Genomic DNA, 17,007 nt, shown 5'->3' with positions numbered 1-17,007 from the left:
GATCTCCCTCCGAGGAAGGCATCCCATGGCTCGCCGCGACACCAAGGCCCGCATCGCGTTCTGGACCGTCATCGGCTGGGTCGTCGGCCTCGTCGTCTTCTTTCCCGTGCTCTGGATGATCATCACGAGCTTCAAGACCGAGCGGGAGGCCTTCTCCTCGCCGCCTTCCTTCGTGAACTTCGACTGGACGCTGGAGCAGTACCACCTCATCCTCGAGCAGAGCGCCTACCTGAAGTTCGCGACGAACTCGGTCATCATCGCCGGCGGTTCCACGCTCTTGGCTCTGCTCTTCGCCATCCCCTGCGCCTGGGGCATGGCCTTCGCGCCGGGCAAGCGCACGCGCGGCACGCTGCTCTGGATGCTCTCGACCAAGATGATGCCGGCCGTCGGCGTTCTCGTGCCGATGTACCTGATCTTCATCAAGCTCGGGCTGCTCGACAGTCACATCGGCATCGTCGTGGTGCTGTGCCTCGGCAACCTGCCGATCGTGATCTGGATGCTCTTCACCTATTTCAAGGAAATCCCGAAGGACATCCTGGAAGCCGCGCGCATGGACGGCGCTTCCACCTGGAAGGAGATCGTCTTCGTGCTGACGCCGATGGCGGTGCCGGGGATCGCCTCGACGGTCCTCCTCAACGTCATCCTCGCCTGGAACGAGGCCTTCTGGACGTTGCAGTTGACCACGATCAACGCCGCGCCCCTGACGCAGTTCATCGCGAGCTTCTCCGCGCCGGAAGGCCTCTTCTGGGCGAAGCTGTCCGCCGCATCGACACTCGCCATCCTTCCGATCGTGGTGCTCGGATGGATCGGTCAGCGGCAATTGGTTCGCGGCTTGACGTTCGGCGCCGTGAAGTAAAAAGACGAAACGAGGGATGAGACCATGGGCAAGATCGAACTGAAGGGCGTCGAAAAGGCCTTCGGCAATGTCCGCGTCATTCAGGGCGTCGACCTCGTCGTCGACGACGGGGCCTTCGTCGTCTTCGTCGGCCCGTCCGGCTGCGGGAAGTCGACGCTGCTGCGCCTGATCGCCGGGCTGGAGGACGCGACCGGCGGGCAGATCCTGATCGACGGCGTGAACGTGATCGACCAGCCGCCGTCCCAGCGCGGTCTCTCCATGGTCTTCCAGTCCTACGCGCTCTACCCGCACATGACGGTGCGCAACAATATCGGCTTCGGCCTGCGCATGGCCGGCATGAAGGCCGCCGAGCGCGACCGGAAGGTCGAGGAGGCCGCGGCCCTTCTCAATCTCACGCCCTATCTCGAACGCCGCCCCGGCGCGCTCTCGGGCGGTCAGCGCCAGCGCGTCGCCATCGGGCGCGCCATCGTGCGCCAGCCCAAGGCCTTCCTCTTCGACGAGCCCCTGTCCAATCTCGACGCGGCCTTGCGCGTCAACATGCGCCTCGAGATCTCGCGCCTCCAGAATTCGCTCGGCACGACGGCGATCTACGTGACGCACGATCAGGTCGAGGCGATGACCATGGCGGACAAGATCGTCGTCCTCAACGCCGGGAAGATCGAGCAGGTCGGCTCGCCCATCGATCTCTACAACCGCCCCGACAATCTCTTCGTGGCCGGCTTCATCGGCTCGCCGAAGATGAACCTCGTCACGGGCCGCATCGCGGGCGCGCTCCAGGCGACGACGATCGGCGTCAGGCCCGAGCACCTGCGCCTGTCGCGCGAAAGCGGCGACTGGAAGGGAACCGTCCAGATCGCCGAGCATCTGGGCAGCGACACCTTCCTCTATGTCGAGGTGCCGGACGCCGGGCTGATCACCGTCCGCAGCGAGGGCGAGGTGCGCGTCTCCACCGGCGACACGGTCTTCCTGTCGCCCGAACCCACTCTCATCCACCGATTCGACACGGCCGGTCAGGCCATTCGTGCCTGATCGACCGACAAAGACGCATCAAGGAGACATCCCATGTATCTCGAAAAGCTGAAGCTCGACGGCAAGGTCGCCGTCGTCACCGGCGCCGGTCAGGGCATCGGCGAGGCCTGCGCGGAAGCGCTCGGCGAGGCCGGCGCGACCGTCATCGTCGCCGACATGCTGGCGGACCGGGTCGAGGGCGCCGTCGCCCGGCTGAAGGCCAAGGGCATCAAGGCGCACGGCGCGACGCTCGACGTCACCAAGTCCGCCGATGTGGCCGCCCTCGCCGACAAGGTCTTCGCCGAGCACGGCCGGATCGACGTTCTCGTCAACAATGCCGGCGTCGCGAAATCCGACGTGAAGGCCGAGGACACGAGCGACGAGCATTGGCGCTTCCACATGGACGTCAATGTCGACGGCGTCTTCTGGTGCTGCCGCGAGTTCGGCCGCAAGATGCTGGAGCAGGGCTCGGGCTCGATCGTGAACATCGGCTCTATGTCGGGCTTCATCGTCAACAAGCCGCAGCCGCAGTCGTTCTACAACGCCTCCAAGGCTGCCGTTCACCACCTGACGAAGTCGCTCGCGGCCGAATGGGGCCAGCGCGGCGTGCGGGTCAACGCGGTGGCGCCGACCTATATCGAGACACCGCTGACCTCGTTCGGCATCAACGAGAACCCGGACATGTACAAGACCTGGCTCGACATGACGCCGATGGGCCGCGTCGGCCAGCCCGGCGAGATCGCATCCGTCGTCCACTTCCTTGCTTCCGACGCATCCAGCCTCCTCACCGGCTCGATCGTCATCGCCGACGGCGGCTACACCTGCTGGTGAGCGCGAGGCGATCGCCTTGACGGGCAAGGCGATCGCCGCTCCTTCGACGCACCGCGACGCTTCCGGCGTTTCTCGCGGCGGCGACATGGGTTAGAGCATCCCTCCCAACGCGATCGGGAGGGATCATGGGCCAGGTGTTCGTCGGCGTCGACGTCGGAACGGGCAGCGCACGGGCGGGCGTCTTCGACGCCGCCGGTCGACTGCTCGGCTCCGCGAGGCGAGCCATCCGGATCTGGCACGAGGACGGCGGCATCGTCGAGCAATCCTCGGCCGACATCTGGGCCGCCGTCGTCGCCTCCGTGCGCGAGGCGATGGCAACCTCCGGAGCGGCACCCGATCAGGTCGGCGGCCTCGGCTTCGACGCGACCTGCTCGCTCGTCGTCCTCGACGCGGCCGGCTCTTCGTTGCCCGTTGGTCCGTCCGAGGATCCCGCCCGCGACATCATCGTCTGGATGGACCATCGCGCCCTCGACCAGACGCGCCGCATCAACGAGACCGGCCATCCCGTCCTGCGCTATGTCGGCGGCGTCATCTCGCCTGAGATGGAGACGCCGAAGCTCCTCTGGCTGAAGGAGAACCGGCCCGACGTCTTCGCGCGCGCCGGTCATTTCTTCGACCTTGCGGACTTCCTGTCCTGGCGGGCAACCGGCTCTCTCGCCCGCTCGGTCTGCACGCTGACCTGCAAATGGACCTATCTGGCGCACGAGGCCCGGTGGGACCCCAGCTACTTCCGCGCGATCGGTCTCGAGGAGTTCGCGGACGAAGGCTTCCGGCGGATCGGCACCGAGATCGTCGACATCGCCTCGCCGCTGGGGGAGGGGCTTTCCAGAACGGCGGCCGAAGAACTCGGCCTGCCTGTCGCCACGCCCGTCGGCGCACCGCTGATCGACGCCCATGCCGGCGGCGTCGGCACGCTGGGCGGGCCGAAGGCTTCGGGCGCGGCGACCGATCCCGCAGCGCAAATGGCATTGATCCTGGGAACGTCGTCCTGCGCGATGGCGCTGACGCCGGAGCCGGTCTTCGTCGAAGGGGTCTGGGGCCCCTATTTCAACGCGATGCTGCCGGGCTACTGGCTGCTCGAGGGCGGGCAATCGGCCTACGGCGCGGCGCTCGACTATCTCGTCGCGCTGCACCCGGCCTTCCCCGCCGCCAAGGCGATGGCCGCCGAAGCCTCCCTGTCGGTTCTCGACCTTCTGGAAGGCCGCGCCATCGCCATGGCCGGCTCGGCCGAGGCGGCGGCCCATCTATCCCGGCGGCTCCACATCGTGCCGGAATTTCTCGGAAACCGCTCGCCGGAAGCCGATCCGAAGGCCACCGCGGTCCTGGCGGGGCTGGCGCTCGATTCGAGCTTCGAAAGCCTCGTCCGACTCTTCGTCGCCGGCCTTTGCGGGCTCTGCTACGGAACGCGGCAGATCGTCGAGGCGACGCGGCTTCGCAACGTTCCCATCGACACGATCGTCGTCAGCGGCGGCGCGGCCCGCAGCGCGCTTCTGCGCCGCATCCTGGCGGATGCGACGGGCCTGCGCGTGACCCTGCCGGAGACCACCGAACCCGTTCTCCTCGGCTCGGCGATGCTCGGCGCGGTCGCGGGCGGGGCCTATCGCGATCTGTCCGACGCCGCGCGCGCCATGGTGCGCAGCGGCGAGGAGACCTCGCCCTCGGCGGGTGCGATCTCCGCGTTCCACGCGCGCAAGTACGAGGTCTATCGCACGCTCCAGCGCACCGAACGCGAGGTGCGCCGGATGATGGCCGAAGCCTGATCCGCGACGCGATCAGGCTTCGGCGAGCGCGTCCCTCGCGGCCGTCAGGATGACGTCCTGCGTCGCCTCGGACAGATAGGCGTGCATCGGAAGGCTCACGACCTCGGCCGCGAGGTCGTCCGTTACCGGCAACGCATTCCCGGCGACGGGAAAGTGGCCGTAGGCCGTCTGGCGGTGGAGCGGGCGGGGATAGTAGATCACGGTCGGAACGCCTCGCGCCTTCATGCCCGCCATGAAGGCGTCGCGACGGCCGCCCGATACGCGCACCGTGTATTGCGCGAAGGTCGACACCGCGCCGTTCGGCAGCATCTGCGGCGTCAGCCCGTCCGGCAATCCTTGCGCGTAGCGCCGTCCGATCTGCATTCGGGCTTCGATCTCGTCCGGGAAGATCGCGAGTTTTTCGAGGACGACGGCCGCCTGCAGCGTGTCCATGCGCGCGTTCATGCCGATGCGGACATTGTCGTAGCGGTCGGACCCGCCGCCATGGACGCGCAGCGAGCGCATCACGGCGGCGAGGTCCGCATCGTTCGTCTGGACCGCGCCGCCATCGCCGTAGCACCCGAGAGGCTTGGCGGGATAGAAGCTCGTCGCCACGACGTCGGCCCAGGCGCCCGCCTGCCGGCCGTCCAGCGTCGAGCCGTAGCCCTGCGCCGCATCGGACACGAGCTTCAGGCCATGCCGGTCGCAGATCGCGCGGATGTCGGGATAGTCGGCGGCAAGCCCGAAGAGGTCGACCGTGATCACGGCGCGGGGCTTCAGCCGGCCCGCGGCGAGGGTCTCCTCGATGGCATGGGAGAGGCTGTCCGGATCCATGTTGAACGTGTGCGGCAGCACGTCGACGAAGACGGCGCTCGCGCCGAGCATCGCGACGACCTCCGCGGTCGCGGCGAAGGTGAAGCTCGGGCAGAACACCGCGTCGCCCGGCCGGATGCCCCAGGCCGTCAGCGGCAGCAGCAGCGCGTCGGTTCCGGACCCACAGGAGATCGTCTCGGACAGGCCGGCGAAGGTCGACAGCGCCGCCTCCAGTTCCAGAACGTCCGGTCCCATGATGTAGGAGCCTTCGTCGAGGATGCGCTTGAAGCGGGCCTCGACGCGATCGCGCACCCGGTCGCGCTGGGTTGCGAGGTCAATGAAGGCGATCGGTTGCGTCATCGAAGTCTCTCGAAAGGCGTCGGAGGCGAGGAGCCGGCAGACATGACGGCGCGCCCCGCGATGGAACCGGGCTACAAGGTTCCCCGGATATATCAAGCGCGGCACCCGCTTCGGCCGCGTCAAGAATTGTCGCGGAGGGCGGGGGGGCGTGATCCCCGGCGTCAGTGCCGATCCGCCAGAAGCCCCGCGTAGAGGCGCTTGACGTCCTCCATGACGTCGCGCTCGGTGTAGCCGTCGAGGACGCGAGATCGAGCGTTGGCGCCCATCCGCTCCACCGTCGCGCGATCTCGGGACAGATCGAGGATCGCGGCAGTGAGGGAGGCAACATCGGGGGCCACGACGCGCCCGTCGATGCCGTCCCGCACGAAGCTGCGGCAGCCCGGAACGTCCGTCGTCAGGATGGCGCGTCCGGAGGCCGCGGCTTCGAGAAGCGTTCGCGGCAGACCTTCGCCGCCACGCGAGGGAAGGCAGGCGACATGGTGCTCCCGCCAGACAGCCGCGATGTCCCGCGTCGGCCCGCGCCATTCGATGCCCTCGCGCTTTGCCCAGTCTTCGAGATCGGCCACGGGAATGGCCTTGGGATTGGCCGGATCGGGCGCGCCGTACAGCGACAGCGTGACGTCCGCGCCTCCCTCGCGCGCTTTGCCGACGGCTTTCACCGCAAGGTCCACGCCCTTCGACCACAGCATGCGCGAGACGAGCGCAAGGCGCAACGTCGAGCCGCCGGTCAGCGGCGTCGGCGCGAGCATGTCGGGATCGATACCCGCCCCGCCGACGATCGTGACGTTGGGTGCGGCCGGACCAAGGCCGAGCAGACGGGGGTCGTCGGGATTTTCGAACAGATAGCGCGTGCGGCGCGTTTCCAGGATGCGCCGGATCGCGATCCGTACGCCGAGCCGGGCCGCGATCCCGGCGGAGCCGGTCTTGGCGCCGAGAAAGCCGAGGCCGGTGAGCGCGAAGACGAGCGATGTCAGGCCGACCTGCCGCGCCGCGGCGCCGCCGACGAGGATCGAGCGCAGCGCGATGCAGTGCAGGATGTGCGGTCGCTCCCGCGTCAGGATGTCCGCAACCGTCCCGACGGCATGGCGGATCGCGCGCGGATCGAGGCTGCGGCGGTCCGCCTCCAGCGCGACGACCCGCGCCCCGGTCGCCTCGATCGCGGCTGTGGAGGCGCGAACCCGCGCGACCACCACGACCTCCAGTCCCATTTCGCGCGCGGCCCGGGCCATCGGCAGGAAATGCGAGGCGAAAAACCAGTCCTCCGTTGCGAGAAAGAGGATCTTGGGCGAAGAGGCGGCGGTCGACATGCCGCATGCTCTACAGCATCGGCTCACGAATCGAAGAGGATTTTCCGGGAAAGCCTTTGCGCGAAGGGGCGGGTGTCCGCCGTGGTTCCGACGTGCGGGGCTTCTTCGGCGCTTGACCGCCGACATCGCGGACGTGCAAAGCGCCGCCGAACGAAACGGAGACGGCGAGCCCATGCGATTTGCGACCTATCCGAGCCTTGAGGATCTGCCGGTCGTCGTCACCGGCGGCGCGTCCGGCATCGGCGCCGAACTGGTGCGCGCCTTCTCCGCCCAAAGGTCGCGCGTCGGTTTCGTCGATCTCGACGAAGCGCGCGGCGAAGCGTTGGCGGCCGAACTCGGCGTGACCTTCGAGCCGTGCGATCTGCGTGATATCGCGGCGCTGAAGGCGGCGCTGGCGAAGCTTCAAGCGGCGAACGGGCCGGCCGGCGTCCTCGTCAACAATGCCGCACGCGACGACCGGCATGGCTGGGAGGACGTGACGCCCGACTATTACGACGAGCGGATCGCCACCAATCTGCGCCACATGTTCTTCGCCATTCAGGCGGTCGCACCCGGCATGATCGCCGCGGGCAAGGGTTCGATCATCAATCTCGGCTCGACCTCGTGGTGGCAGGGGCAGGGCGGCATGCCGGCCTATACGACCGCCAAAGCGGCCGTTCACGGCATGACGCGCTCCTTCGCCAGGGATCTCGGTCCGCACCATATCCGCTGCAACACCGTCGTCCCCGGCTGGGTCATGACCGAGCGCCAGAAGGCGCTCTGGGTGACGCCGGACAGCCTCGCCACCGCCTTGGAGCGCCAGTGCATCCCGGTCGCGATCGAACCGGCCTACGTGGCGCAGATGGTGCTGTTTCTCGCCGCCGACGATTCCGCCCTGTGCACCGCGCAGAACTTCTTCGTCGAGGGCGGGATCGTCTGAAGCGGGGGGCCGCATGCGTCGGGCTCGAACACCGCTGGCCCATCCTCGTCCGCCGAAGCTCGCTCCGGGCTCTCAGAGACGGCGGCCGCCGACATCGCCGGGGCCGATGTCGAGTTCGTAGACGACATGGCGCTCGTGAAAGCCGGCGAGTTCGTAGAGCGAGCGCATGGCCTCGTTCGAGGTGGCGGTGCGCCCGACGATCCGCGTGTAGCCCTTCGCGCGGGAATGGGCGAGCACCGCGCGCAGGAGCGTGATCGCGGCGGCGGGACCGGCCCGCCGTCCGTCCACGTAGAAGGAGCGAAAGTCGGCGTAGCGGTCGCCGGTGATGAAGTTTTCGCGCGGCGCCACCCAGGCCCAGCCCAGAACGAGGTCCGCCTCGCCCGGAACGCGTCGCGTCAGGACCTGGGTCCAGTCGCCGCCGTATTTCAGCAGCTTGCCGAGCTTCTTGCGGTAGTGGCCGAGATCGGTCACCGCCTCGTCGGCGAAGGACCGGATGGCGATCTCCGCCTCGAAGGCCGCGATCGCGTCGATGTCGCCTTGCAGGAGCCCGCGCAGCATCAACTCGCCCTTCGCCTGAGGGTTCGATCCCGTCATCGCCGCGTCGTCGCTCGTCGTCATGGCGTGCTCGTAGCGCGCGGCACGGCAGGCGTGCAAGCTTGTCGGGTGGGCGGGGGGCGTCTATAGGCTCGCTCGACCCCGAGGCAACGGCGAGCGGCCGAGCCTCCTCCCGACGGGAACGACGACATGAAGATCCGGCAGGTCCTGGCGGACATGCGCAATTGCGAGGCCCTGATCGAGGACGAGGCGGCGCTTCGCGAGGCAGCCTATGCGGGCGCGGCGGCGGCCGGCGCGACGACGATCGGCGAGCATGCCATGCGCTACGTGCCGCACGGCATCACGCTCATCATCTTCCTCGCGGAAAGCCACATCATGCTGACGACCTGGCCGGAATACCGGATGGTGCTCGTCGACATCCTGCTCTGCAATCCCGACATGTCCGAGGATGCCGCGGTCGATGCGGTCGCCGCGCGGCTGTGCCCGAACGGGCTCGTGGAACGATCCTACGTCACGCGGCACATCGAGCCGCTGCCGGCTTGACGCGGGAGGCAAGCGCCGGCTGGCGCTTCCTGCCGCCCCCGATCGGTGCCGGGAATCGTTTCGACGCCGCCAACGATCTTCTGGCCGCGCAGGCGGACGGTCCCGCAGCCCTCTCGCGCGCCCTGCGATCCAGCCGAGACCTGCTCGGTGCCGCGCGGACGGCGGCGCAGCTGCGGGCTCTGCCGAACCGTCCGGGTCAGACGATCCGGCTCCTCTTCGCCGCGCCGATCCAGCCGCAATCGCTGCTCGATGCGCTGGAGGTCGCCTTCGGGATCGCCGGTCTGCGCCCGGATGTGGAGCTCGTCGACGGTTTCGCGCCGCTCGCCGGGCGATCGGAACGGAACGCCGGGGTCGACCTCGCGGTGCTGCTGGATCCGTCGGCAGCCGCACCACAAGGGGAAGCAGGGGTGCGAAGGGCGGAAGGAGAACCGACGCTCCGCGTGCTGGCGGACGAACTCTCCGCGCGTCTCCACGTGCCGGTCGCCCTCGTGCAGTTCGGCTCCGGCCTCGCGGAGCGAGCGCTCGGCGCCAACACCGACCTTCTCGACGTCGGCATTGCGCCGGCGGACGCGTTCGATGGGCGCTTTTCCGCAAGCTTCGGGACGATTTTGAAACCGGCGGCGGCCGATCGCGTCGCCGACGCCGTGGCCGGCTGGGCCGCGCGCCGAGCGGGGCGGGCCCCGAAGCTGCTCGTGACCGATCTCGACGGAACGCTCTGGGCGGGCATTCTCGGCGAACGGGCGGACGGCGAGGCGACGCCGCCGCTGAACCGTGCCTATGCCGACGCGCTGCGCACCCTCGTCGAGCGGGGGATCGTCCTGGCCGTCGCCAGCCGAAACGAGACGGTCGATGTCGAGGCGGCGTTTGCGACGGGTGCCGCCGCGCCCCTGTCGCGGGGCGACGTCGCGGCGATGGCGGTCGGCTGGGAGGACAAGGCGCTTCTCGTCGAGCGCGTCCTGTCCCGGACCGGCCTCGCCTCCGAACATGCCGTTTTCATCGACGATGATCCCGTGAACTGCGCCAAGGTCGCCGCGCGCTATCCCGACATGGACGTCCGGCTCTTCGCCGGGGATCCCGACGACTTCGCCGCCCGGCTTCTGTGCGATCCACTTCTTCTCGGCGGCGACGCGGAGGGCGCGGCGCGGGCGGAGCGCTACCAGGCCAAGGCCGGCGTCGAGCGGTTGCGGGCCGAAGCGCCGGACATCGGCGCCTTCCTCTCGGCCCTCGGTACGCGGCTGACGTTCCGGCGACTGGGAACGGGGGATCTCCGCCGGGCCGCGGAACTTTCCGGCCGCGTCAACCAGTTCATTCTCAACGAGATGCGGCCGAGCGCGCCGGCCCTGGCGGAGCGACACTCGGCATTCGACCTCGTCGTCCGGCTCGACGATGCCTTCGGATCGCATGGGATCGTCGGTTTGATCCTCGCGTCGCCCGCCGGCGATGCGCTCCTTCTCGACAATCTCTACCTGTCCTGCCGGGCGCTGGAGCGGGGCGTCGAGGACGCGATGCTGGCGGGCCTTTCCGATCTCGCACGGCGAGCGGGTCACCGCACCATCGCCGGGCGAGTCGCGCCGCTCTCCCGCAACGCGCCGGCGCAGGCCTTCGTCGCGCGCCTCGCGAGGCTCGCGGCGGACGGCAGCTTCGACTATCCTGTGGGTGAATCCGCGCTTCCGGCTCAGGACGCGCCCGAGATTCGTTGGCAACTGGACGAGGACGAGGCATGAGCCACCCGCAATGCGACGTCGTGCTCGCCCAAGTTCTTCACGCGGTCGCCGACGTGCTGAACGTGCCGAAGACCGAGATCGGCATCGACACGCGCGCGGCCGATCTCGAAGCCTGGGACAGCTTCGGCCATGTCCGCATCGTGCTCGCGCTGGAGCAACTCTTCGCCGTCGAGCTTTCGATGGCGGAGATCGAGGCGGCCGATTCCATAGCGGGGCTCGTCTCGGTCATCGAGGCGGCCGGGCGGCGTGCGGAGGCCCGGCCGGATCAATAAGGGGTCTTGGCGTGCTGGCGCTGGAAGGTGGTTCCGCCACATGTGGGACAGCCCGTCTCCTTCAGCGCCTCCACCGTCGCGAAGGTCTCGCCCGAGCCGACGGCTACGATCGTGGCGCAGGACTTGCACCGATAGCGCCGCTCGCGCGGCCGGACTTCGCCCGTGTAGATCGGCGCCGCGAAACGCGCTGTGCGTTCTGCGAAAGGTCTTGAGCGGCGCGTGGTGCGAAGCTCGATCAACTGGCCGACCGAGCCGAGGATCGATGCGCCGGCATAGGTGTTGAAGGACGGGCGGATGCGCGTCGCGACGCATCCCATGAGCGTCAGCCGCTCCTGCACGTCTAGCATGTCGTCGGGCGACAGGTCGCCGAAGGACAGGAAGCCGGGCAGGCCCGGCTCCGCGCGAAGCCCTTCGAGACCGCGCGAGACGAAGAGGCTCATGCCGTCCACCGTATAGGGCGGGTCGGTCTGGAAGACGTCGAAGCGGCGGCGAAGCGTTTCCGGCAAGGGGTCGCGGAGGTCGTGCGCGAGGATCTCGACAGGATAATCGTGGGTCTCCGCCGCTTCCTGCAGCTGGAGCGTCCGGGCCGGATCGAGTTCGAGGACGGTCAGGCGCCTCGGCACCGCGCCGATCGCCTTGCCGAGCAGCGACAGGGCGACGGACAGGCTGTCGTCGTCGCCGAGAATCAGGATCTCGCGGCCCTCGATCGCGCCGGCCTCGTGCATGGCGAGCGCGCGCAGGACGGACGTTTCGGGCGTGCAGGGCGCCTGGTCGAGCGTGACGTCGACCGGCGGTCCCGCCGCGATGTGCGCGGTCATCGCCGCGACGACCTCGTGGAGGGCCGGCTCCAGCACGATGCCCCGTCCGGCGCAGCCGGTGCAGCGGGGATCGTGCCGCGCGGAAAGACCGAGTTCCTCGCGGCAGAACCTCTGACCGGACGGGCTGAGCGCGACGCCCTGGCCCCGCTCGAGAAGATCCCGAGCTTCCAGTTCGCGCCGCACCGCGCCGACGACCGGCAGCGGCATCCGGACGACGCGGGCGAGATCGCGCAGCGGCAGGGGTCCTTCGCGAAACGCCGTGCGCATGACTAGGGCGACACCCTCGCGGCCTTCGCGGAGGTCGGTCGCACGGGCGATCTCGGCGAGAAGATCGCGGGTCGTCGAGGGCGTCGGGGGCCGTTCTTGGAAGTCGGTCATGAGCGGCTTCATGCGCGGACGGAGCGCGAAGGTCCAGAGCGTCCGGCTTCGAAACGCCGGATCCCCCGGGGTTCCCGGTTACTCCGCCGCCGGCTGCATTTCGTCCGGATCATCATCGCGCCGGTGGTTCGTCCCCTCGTCCCTTTCGTCGGTGCGTGCGCGATGGGGGAAATCCGTCACGCGCTTCCAGGATTCCGGTCGTTCGTCGGTGAGGCGATGCTGGGCCGGCGGAGCCGGGAGCACCGGCACCTCTTCCGCCGCGGCGGGACCGGCGATGGCGAGCGCGGGCCCGCCGACATCCTCGGCCTTGTTCGGCTTCAGTAGCCAGCCGAAGACGCGGCCGGTGCCGTGGCTGAGATCGTCCATCAGCGTGTAGACGGACGGGATGAAGACGAGGCTGAGGACCGTCGAGACGAGAAGGCCGCCGATCACCGCGATCGCCATGGGCGCGCGGAATTCCCCGCCCTCGCCCGATGCCATGGCGGCCGGAACCATGCCGGCGGCCATGGCGAGCGTCGTCATGATGATGGGGCGCGCACGCTTGCGGCCGGCGTCGATGATCGCGTCGCGCTGGCTCATGCCGTGCTTCTCCTGTTCGACCGCGAAGTCGACCAGCATGATCGAGTTCTTCGTGACGATGCCCATCAGCATGAGGATGCCGATGACGACCGGCATGGAGACGGCCGTGTTCGTCAGGAGCAGCGCCCCGACGACGCCGCCGACCGACAGGGGCAGCGAGGCCAGAATGGTGATCGGCAGGAAGACGCTTCCGAAGAGGAGGATGAGGACGACGAGCACCATCATGATGCCGGCGCCCATGGCCGAGGCGAAGCCCGAGAAGACCTCGGCCTGGATCTCGGCGTCGCCGACCTCCTGCACACGCACTCCTGCCGGCATGCCGGTGATGGCGGGCAGCGTCTTGATGCGCTCCGACCCTTCGCCCATCTCGTGGCCGGGCGCCATATCCGTGCCGACCTTGACGAGCCGGTCGCGGTCGTAGCGGTCGATCGTCGAGGGACCCTGTCCAAAGCCGATCTCGGCGACGGCTTCGAGCGGCACGGATTTGCCGGACGCGGTGGTCACGCGGAGCCCGCGGACAGTCGACAGGTCCTCGCGGGCGGCTTCCTCCAGCTGGACGCGGATCGGAACCTGGCGCGTTCCCACGTTGAATTTGGCGAGATTGGCGCCGACATCGCCGATCGTGGCGACGCGCACGGTCTCCGAGATCGCATCCGGCGCGATGCCGAGATCGGATGCCTCGTCGAGGCGCGGGCGGATGCGGATCTCGGGCCGGGCGAAGGAGGCCATGGCGGAGGGATTGGCGAAGATCGGATCGCGCCGCATCTGGCTTTCCAGATTGGCCGCGACCTCCGCGACCTTCGCGCCGTCCTGGCCGAGAATGCCGACGGACAGCTGACGGTCGCCGCGATCGTTGACGTAGAAGGATCGAATGTCGGGTATGGCGGCGAGCCTTTCGGCGATCACCGGTTCCAGCTCGCCCTGACTGCGGGAGCGCTGGAACTTGCGCGTGAGGTTGACCGTCAGCGCCGCGCGGCGAACCTCGAGCGTTCCGGTCGGGCTCGATCCTCCGATCACGAGCACGCTGCGCACCTCCGGTAGCTCCCGGATGCTGGCGACGGCGGCGTCGGTGACGGCTTCGGTGCGCGCCAGCGTCGAGCCGGGGGGAAGCTCCAGCGAGACGACGATGCGCGAGGCGTCTTCCTTCGGAATGAAGCCGGTCGGAAGGTTCTGGGTGAGGCCGAGGGAGTAGACGAAGAGACCGATGCCGACGCAGAGCGTCACCCATCGCATGCCGAACGGGATGCGGATGCGCCGACGCTCGCCCGATGACGTCCGGCGGTGAAAGGGCGTCCAGATCCGGAAGGTGTGAATGGTGCCCCTGAGGAAGCCCGTATAGGCGCGCATGAACAACCCGTCGCGCTCCTCCTCGGGATGGGGCCGGTTCAGGTAGGCGAAGAGGATCGCCAGGCCGACGACCGTGCCCATGACGATCCGGGCGAGCTCCGCCGCGCGGTCGAAGGACACGGGTGGCAGAGCGGCCGCGTAGGGCGCGGCGAAGCGAACGAGGGGGTTGGCGGGATCGGCGCCGGGGAGGGCGGCCAGTGCGAAGAGCGCGCCGATCCCGAGCGCGCCGAGCGGCACGCCGATCAGGAGGTAACGCCCGAGCAGCCGGCGAAAGCCCGGCCCGGTGTGGCGATGCGGGCGGAAGAAGTAGGCGGCCAGCATCGGCGTGATCAGCCGTGCGACGAGGAGCGAGAAGAAGACGGCGATGGCGACGGTCAGGCCGAACTGCTTGAAATACTGACCCGCCACGCCGCCCATGAACGAGACCGGCGCGAAGACCGCCATGATCGTCAGGGTGATCGCGATGACGGCGAGGCCGATCTCGTCGGCCGCTTCCATGGACGCGCGGTAGGGCGACTTCTTCATCGCCATGTGACGCTCGATGTTCTCGATCTCCACGATGGCGTCGTCGACGAGGATGCCGGTGACGAGGGTGATCGCGAGGAGGCTGACGAGGTTCAGCGAGAAATCGAGAACCGACATCGCCCAGAAGGTCGGAATGGCGGCCAGCGGCAGGGTGATCGCGGCGACCGCCGTCGCGCGCCAGTCGCGCAGGAAGAGAAGCACCACGATGACGGCGAGCAGCGCGCCCTCGGCGAGCGTCTCCATGGCGGATTCGAAATTGCCGTAGGTATAGGTGACGGAATTGTCGATGTTCGAGAAGGTGACGTCCGGATGCGCCGCGCCGAGCTCGGCGACCTTGGCCTCCGCGACATCGGCGACGGAGGCATCGCTGGCGCCCTTCGACCGGTAGATCGAGAAGGCGACGACAGGCTGCCCGTCGAGGCGCGCGAAGGAGCGCGGCTCCTCCCAGGCATCGACGACGGCGCCGAGCTCTTCGAGCCGCACCTGCCGGCCGCCGGGCAGCGAGATGCGCGTTCCGGCGAGCCCTTCCACGGTCGCGGCGGACGAGAGCGTGCGGATCGCCTGTTCCTGTCCGCCGAACTCGCCGCGACCGCCGGAGAGGTCGACATTGGTCGAACGAAGCTGACGATTGACGTCGGAGGCGGTGACGCCGAGGGCCGCCAGCCGGTCGGGGTCGAGCCGGACCTGGATCTCGCGCTCCACGCCGCCCATCCGCTCGACGCGGCCGACGCCCTTCAAACCCTGAAGCGCGCGCACGACGACATCGTCCACGAACCAGGAAAGCTCCTCCGGCGTCCGGCCCGGCGAGGAGGCGGCATAGGTGACGATCGACTGGTTCTCGACCTCGATCCTCTGGATGATCGGCTCTTCCACCGTGCGGGGAAGATCGGTGCGGATCTTGGAGATCGCGTCCTTCACGTCGTTCAGCGCGCGATCGGTATCGACCTCCAGCCGGAATTCGGCCGCCGTCACGGATTGGCCGTCCGTGATGGTGGAGGTGACGTGCTTGATGCCGGCGACGCCTGCGATCGCGTCTTCGACCCGCTTGGTGACCTGGGTTTCCAGTTCGGAGGGCGCGGAGCCCTGCTCGATGACGGTCACCGCGATGACGGGCACGTCGATATTGGGGAAGCGCGTGATCGGCAGGTTGATGAAGCTGACGATGCCGAGCGCCACCAGCACGACGAAGAGGAGAATCGGGGGAACCGGGTTTCTGATGGCCCAGCCGGAGATGTTGAAGTTCACGGACGCACCTCCAGCGATGCTTCGGTCTGCTCGACGGGCGTGACGAGGTCGCCTTCGCGCACGAAGGTCCCCGCTCGCGAGATGATCGTGTCGCCGTCGGCAAGGCCCGAGACGATCTCGATCTGGCCGCCGGCCTGGATGCCCGTCTCGACGGTCCGCGTCTCGACCTTGCCGTCCTTGACGACCTGGACCCGCGATGTGTCGGCATCGACGACGACGGCGGTCTGGGGCACGGTGAGCCCCCGGCTCCGCGCGATCTCGACGCTGCCGCGGGCGAAGGCGCCGCTGCGCAGCTGATCCGAGGCGGGGAGCGCGATGCGGACGCGACCGAGGCGCGTGGACTCGTCCACCCTTGGCGATACGAGACGGACCTTGCCCTCGACCGCCGCACCGCCGCCGGAGAGGCTGACGGTCACGGGCTGGCCGGTCTTCAACGCATTGAGAACGGTCTCGCTGACTTCGGCGTCGAGTTCGATCAGGCCGTCGCGGGCCAGTTCGAAAAGACCTCCCGACGTGGAGGAGGCGATCGCGCCGAGGCGGGCGGCGCGGGAGAGGACGAGGCCGGCGGTCGGCGCCTTGATCTCGGATTTGGCGCGCCGCAGTTCCAGTTCGCGGCGTTGCGCCAGCGCCAGATTGCGATCGGCCTCCGCGGCCGCGACGCCCTGCTCGGCGCTGGACAGGCGCGCACGCGCGGCCGCGGCGGCCGAAATCCGTTGGTCCAGGATGTCCTGCCCGACGATGCCCTTTTCCTGCAGCGAGCGCGTGCGCCCCAAGGCGGCCTCGGCTTCGACGCTCGCGGACCTCGCTTCCTCGATCTGCGCGCGGCTTTGCGCGATGGCCGCCTCGGCCCGGCTGACCTGGGACTGGTTCTGCGCGAGCTCGACCTCGATCATGTCGGTGGAGAGACGGGCGAGCACGGCGCCGGCCTCCACGCGGTCGCCTTCGTCCGCGAGCAGCGCCTCGATGCGAAGGCCGGCGATGTCCGAGCCGACGACCACGGTCTCGCGCGGCACGAGCGTTCCCGTCACGCTGACGCGGGCGACGAGCTCGCGCTGCCGCGCAGGCAGGACGGTGACGCTCGGAGGCTTGGGCGCGGCGGTCGAGACGGGGGCGATGTCCTCGGCCCCGGCGGCGACAGGGATCGCCGTGATGGCGAGAGCGAGGGCAAGGGAACGCAGAATCATCGCA

General features: G+C 68.9%; 14 protein-coding genes. 8 read left to right on the top strand and 6 right to left on the bottom strand.

Annotation, left to right across the window (positions count from 1 at the left end; genetic code table 11):
• Positions 1-25: 25 nt before the first annotated feature.
• From ASG43_RS00300 to ASG43_RS00285, 4 genes are all read left to right on the top strand, one after another.
• On the top strand, positions 26-856 hold the full coding sequence (locus ASG43_RS00300; protein WP_056498930.1) for a carbohydrate ABC transporter permease: 831 nt from the start codon (positions 26-28) through the stop codon (positions 854-856).
• A 24-nt stretch (positions 857-880) separates the two neighbouring features.
• The gene (locus tag ASG43_RS00295; protein WP_056498928.1) at positions 881-1,885 is read left to right on the top strand and encodes an ABC transporter ATP-binding protein; all 1,005 of its coding nucleotides are present in this window, start codon (positions 881-883) and stop codon (positions 1,883-1,885) included.
• A gap of 33 nt (positions 1,886-1,918) precedes the next feature.
• Positions 1,919-2,695 carry a glucose 1-dehydrogenase gene (locus ASG43_RS00290; protein WP_056498925.1) on the top strand — a complete coding sequence of 259 codons (777 nt, stop codon included), beginning with the start codon at positions 1,919-1,921 and terminating at the stop codon, positions 2,693-2,695.
• 125 nt (positions 2,696-2,820) lie between these two features.
• Entirely contained in the window at positions 2,821-4,455 is a 1,635-nt protein-coding gene (locus ASG43_RS00285) for an FGGY-family carbohydrate kinase (RefSeq protein WP_056498923.1), read from the top strand.
• Between the two features lie 12 nt (positions 4,456-4,467).
• On the opposite strand, the gene ASG43_RS00280 is transcribed toward ASG43_RS00285, so the two are convergent.
• Complete coding sequence (locus ASG43_RS00280) at positions 4,468-5,607, bottom strand: DegT/DnrJ/EryC1/StrS family aminotransferase (RefSeq protein WP_056498920.1); 1,140 nt, start codon at positions 5,605-5,607, stop codon at positions 4,468-4,470.
• Positions 5,608-5,768: 161 nt separating this feature from the next.
• Entirely contained in the window at positions 5,769-6,914 is a 1,146-nt protein-coding gene (locus ASG43_RS00275; protein ID WP_056498917.1) for a glycosyltransferase, read from the bottom strand.
• Between the two features lie 172 nt (positions 6,915-7,086).
• On the opposite strand from ASG43_RS00275, the gene ASG43_RS00270 reads away from it, so the two are divergent.
• Entirely contained in the window at positions 7,087-7,833 is a 747-nt protein-coding gene (locus tag ASG43_RS00270; protein WP_056500850.1) for an SDR family oxidoreductase, read from the top strand.
• Positions 7,834-7,905: 72 nt separating this feature from the next.
• Here the strand turns inward: ASG43_RS00270 and ASG43_RS00265 are convergent, their stop codons facing one another.
• Entirely contained in the window at positions 7,906-8,451 is a 546-nt protein-coding gene (locus tag ASG43_RS00265) for a hypothetical protein (protein ID WP_056498915.1), read from the bottom strand.
• Between the two features lie 126 nt (positions 8,452-8,577).
• Here ASG43_RS00265 and ASG43_RS23020 point away from each other — a divergent pair, with 126 nt between their 5' ends.
• Genes ASG43_RS23020 through ASG43_RS00250 form a run of 3 tightly spaced genes read left to right on the top strand, consistent with a single transcriptional unit; the run spans position 8,578 to position 10,927 of the window.
• Positions 8,578-8,931, top strand: coding sequence for an S-adenosylmethionine decarboxylase (locus tag ASG43_RS23020; RefSeq protein WP_056498910.1), 354 nt, complete (start codon positions 8,578-8,580; stop codon positions 8,929-8,931).
• Positions 8,928-10,655, top strand: a complete 1,728-nt coding sequence (locus tag ASG43_RS00255) for a hypothetical protein (protein ID WP_056498907.1) — start codon at positions 8,928-8,930, stop codon at positions 10,653-10,655. Before ASG43_RS23020 ends, ASG43_RS00255 begins: the two co-directional genes overlap by 4 nt.
• Positions 10,652-10,927 carry an acyl carrier protein gene (locus ASG43_RS00250; protein WP_056498902.1) on the top strand — a complete coding sequence of 92 codons (276 nt, stop codon included), beginning with the start codon at positions 10,652-10,654 and terminating at the stop codon, positions 10,925-10,927. Before ASG43_RS00255 ends, ASG43_RS00250 begins: the two co-directional genes overlap by 4 nt.
• On the opposite strand, the gene ASG43_RS00245 is transcribed toward ASG43_RS00250, so the two are convergent.
• From ASG43_RS00245 to ASG43_RS00235, 3 genes are all read right to left on the bottom strand, one after another.
• On the bottom strand, positions 10,921-12,123 hold the full coding sequence (locus ASG43_RS00245) for a bis-aminopropyl spermidine synthase family protein (protein WP_162244653.1): 1,203 nt from the start codon (positions 12,121-12,123) through the stop codon (positions 10,921-10,923). The two genes, ASG43_RS00250 and ASG43_RS00245, sit on opposite strands and share 7 nt — an antisense overlap.
• Before the next feature lie 78 nt (positions 12,124-12,201).
• Entirely contained in the window at positions 12,202-15,819 is a 3,618-nt protein-coding gene (locus ASG43_RS00240; protein WP_056498897.1) for an efflux RND transporter permease subunit, read from the bottom strand.
• Positions 15,816-17,003, bottom strand: coding sequence for an efflux RND transporter periplasmic adaptor subunit (locus tag ASG43_RS00235; protein WP_056500849.1), 1,188 nt, complete (start codon positions 17,001-17,003; stop codon positions 15,816-15,818). The genes ASG43_RS00240 and ASG43_RS00235 overlap by 4 nt, the downstream gene beginning before the upstream one ends.
• Positions 17,004-17,007 lie beyond the last annotated feature (4 nt).

This window comes from Aureimonas sp. Leaf454 (assembly GCF_001424685.1).
In the GTDB taxonomy this organism is placed as follows: domain Bacteria; phylum Pseudomonadota; class Alphaproteobacteria; order Rhizobiales; family Rhizobiaceae; genus Plantimonas.
The sequence above is the reverse complement of the archived record's forward strand: the minus strand, read 5'-3'. Positions and strand labels throughout refer to the sequence as shown.

Coding starts and splice junctions, on each gene's coding strand:
- ASG43_RS00285 (WP_056498923.1), top strand. CDS start 2,821: ATGGGCCAGGTGTTCGTCGGCGTCGACGTCGGAACGGGCAGCGCACGG.
- ASG43_RS00245 (WP_162244653.1), bottom strand. CDS start 12,123: ATGACCGACTTCCAAGAACGGCCCCCGACGCCCTCGACGACCCGCGAT.
- ASG43_RS00235 (WP_056500849.1), bottom strand. CDS start 17,003: ATGATTCTGCGTTCCCTTGCCCTCGCTCTCGCCATCACGGCGATCCCT.
- ASG43_RS00300 (WP_056498930.1), top strand. CDS start 26: ATGGCTCGCCGCGACACCAAGGCCCGCATCGCGTTCTGGACCGTCATC.
- ASG43_RS23020 (WP_056498910.1), top strand. CDS start 8,578: ATGAAGATCCGGCAGGTCCTGGCGGACATGCGCAATTGCGAGGCCCTG.
- ASG43_RS00270 (WP_056500850.1), top strand. CDS start 7,087: ATGCGATTTGCGACCTATCCGAGCCTTGAGGATCTGCCGGTCGTCGTC.
- ASG43_RS00290 (WP_056498925.1), top strand. CDS start 1,919: ATGTATCTCGAAAAGCTGAAGCTCGACGGCAAGGTCGCCGTCGTCACC.
- ASG43_RS00295 (WP_056498928.1), top strand. CDS start 881: ATGGGCAAGATCGAACTGAAGGGCGTCGAAAAGGCCTTCGGCAATGTC.
- ASG43_RS00250 (WP_056498902.1), top strand. CDS start 10,652: ATGAGCCACCCGCAATGCGACGTCGTGCTCGCCCAAGTTCTTCACGCG.
- ASG43_RS00280 (WP_056498920.1), bottom strand. CDS start 5,607: ATGACGCAACCGATCGCCTTCATTGACCTCGCAACCCAGCGCGACCGG.
- ASG43_RS00265 (WP_056498915.1), bottom strand. CDS start 8,451: ATGACGACGAGCGACGACGCGGCGATGACGGGATCGAACCCTCAGGCG.
- ASG43_RS00275 (WP_056498917.1), bottom strand. CDS start 6,914: ATGTCGACCGCCGCCTCTTCGCCCAAGATCCTCTTTCTCGCAACGGAG.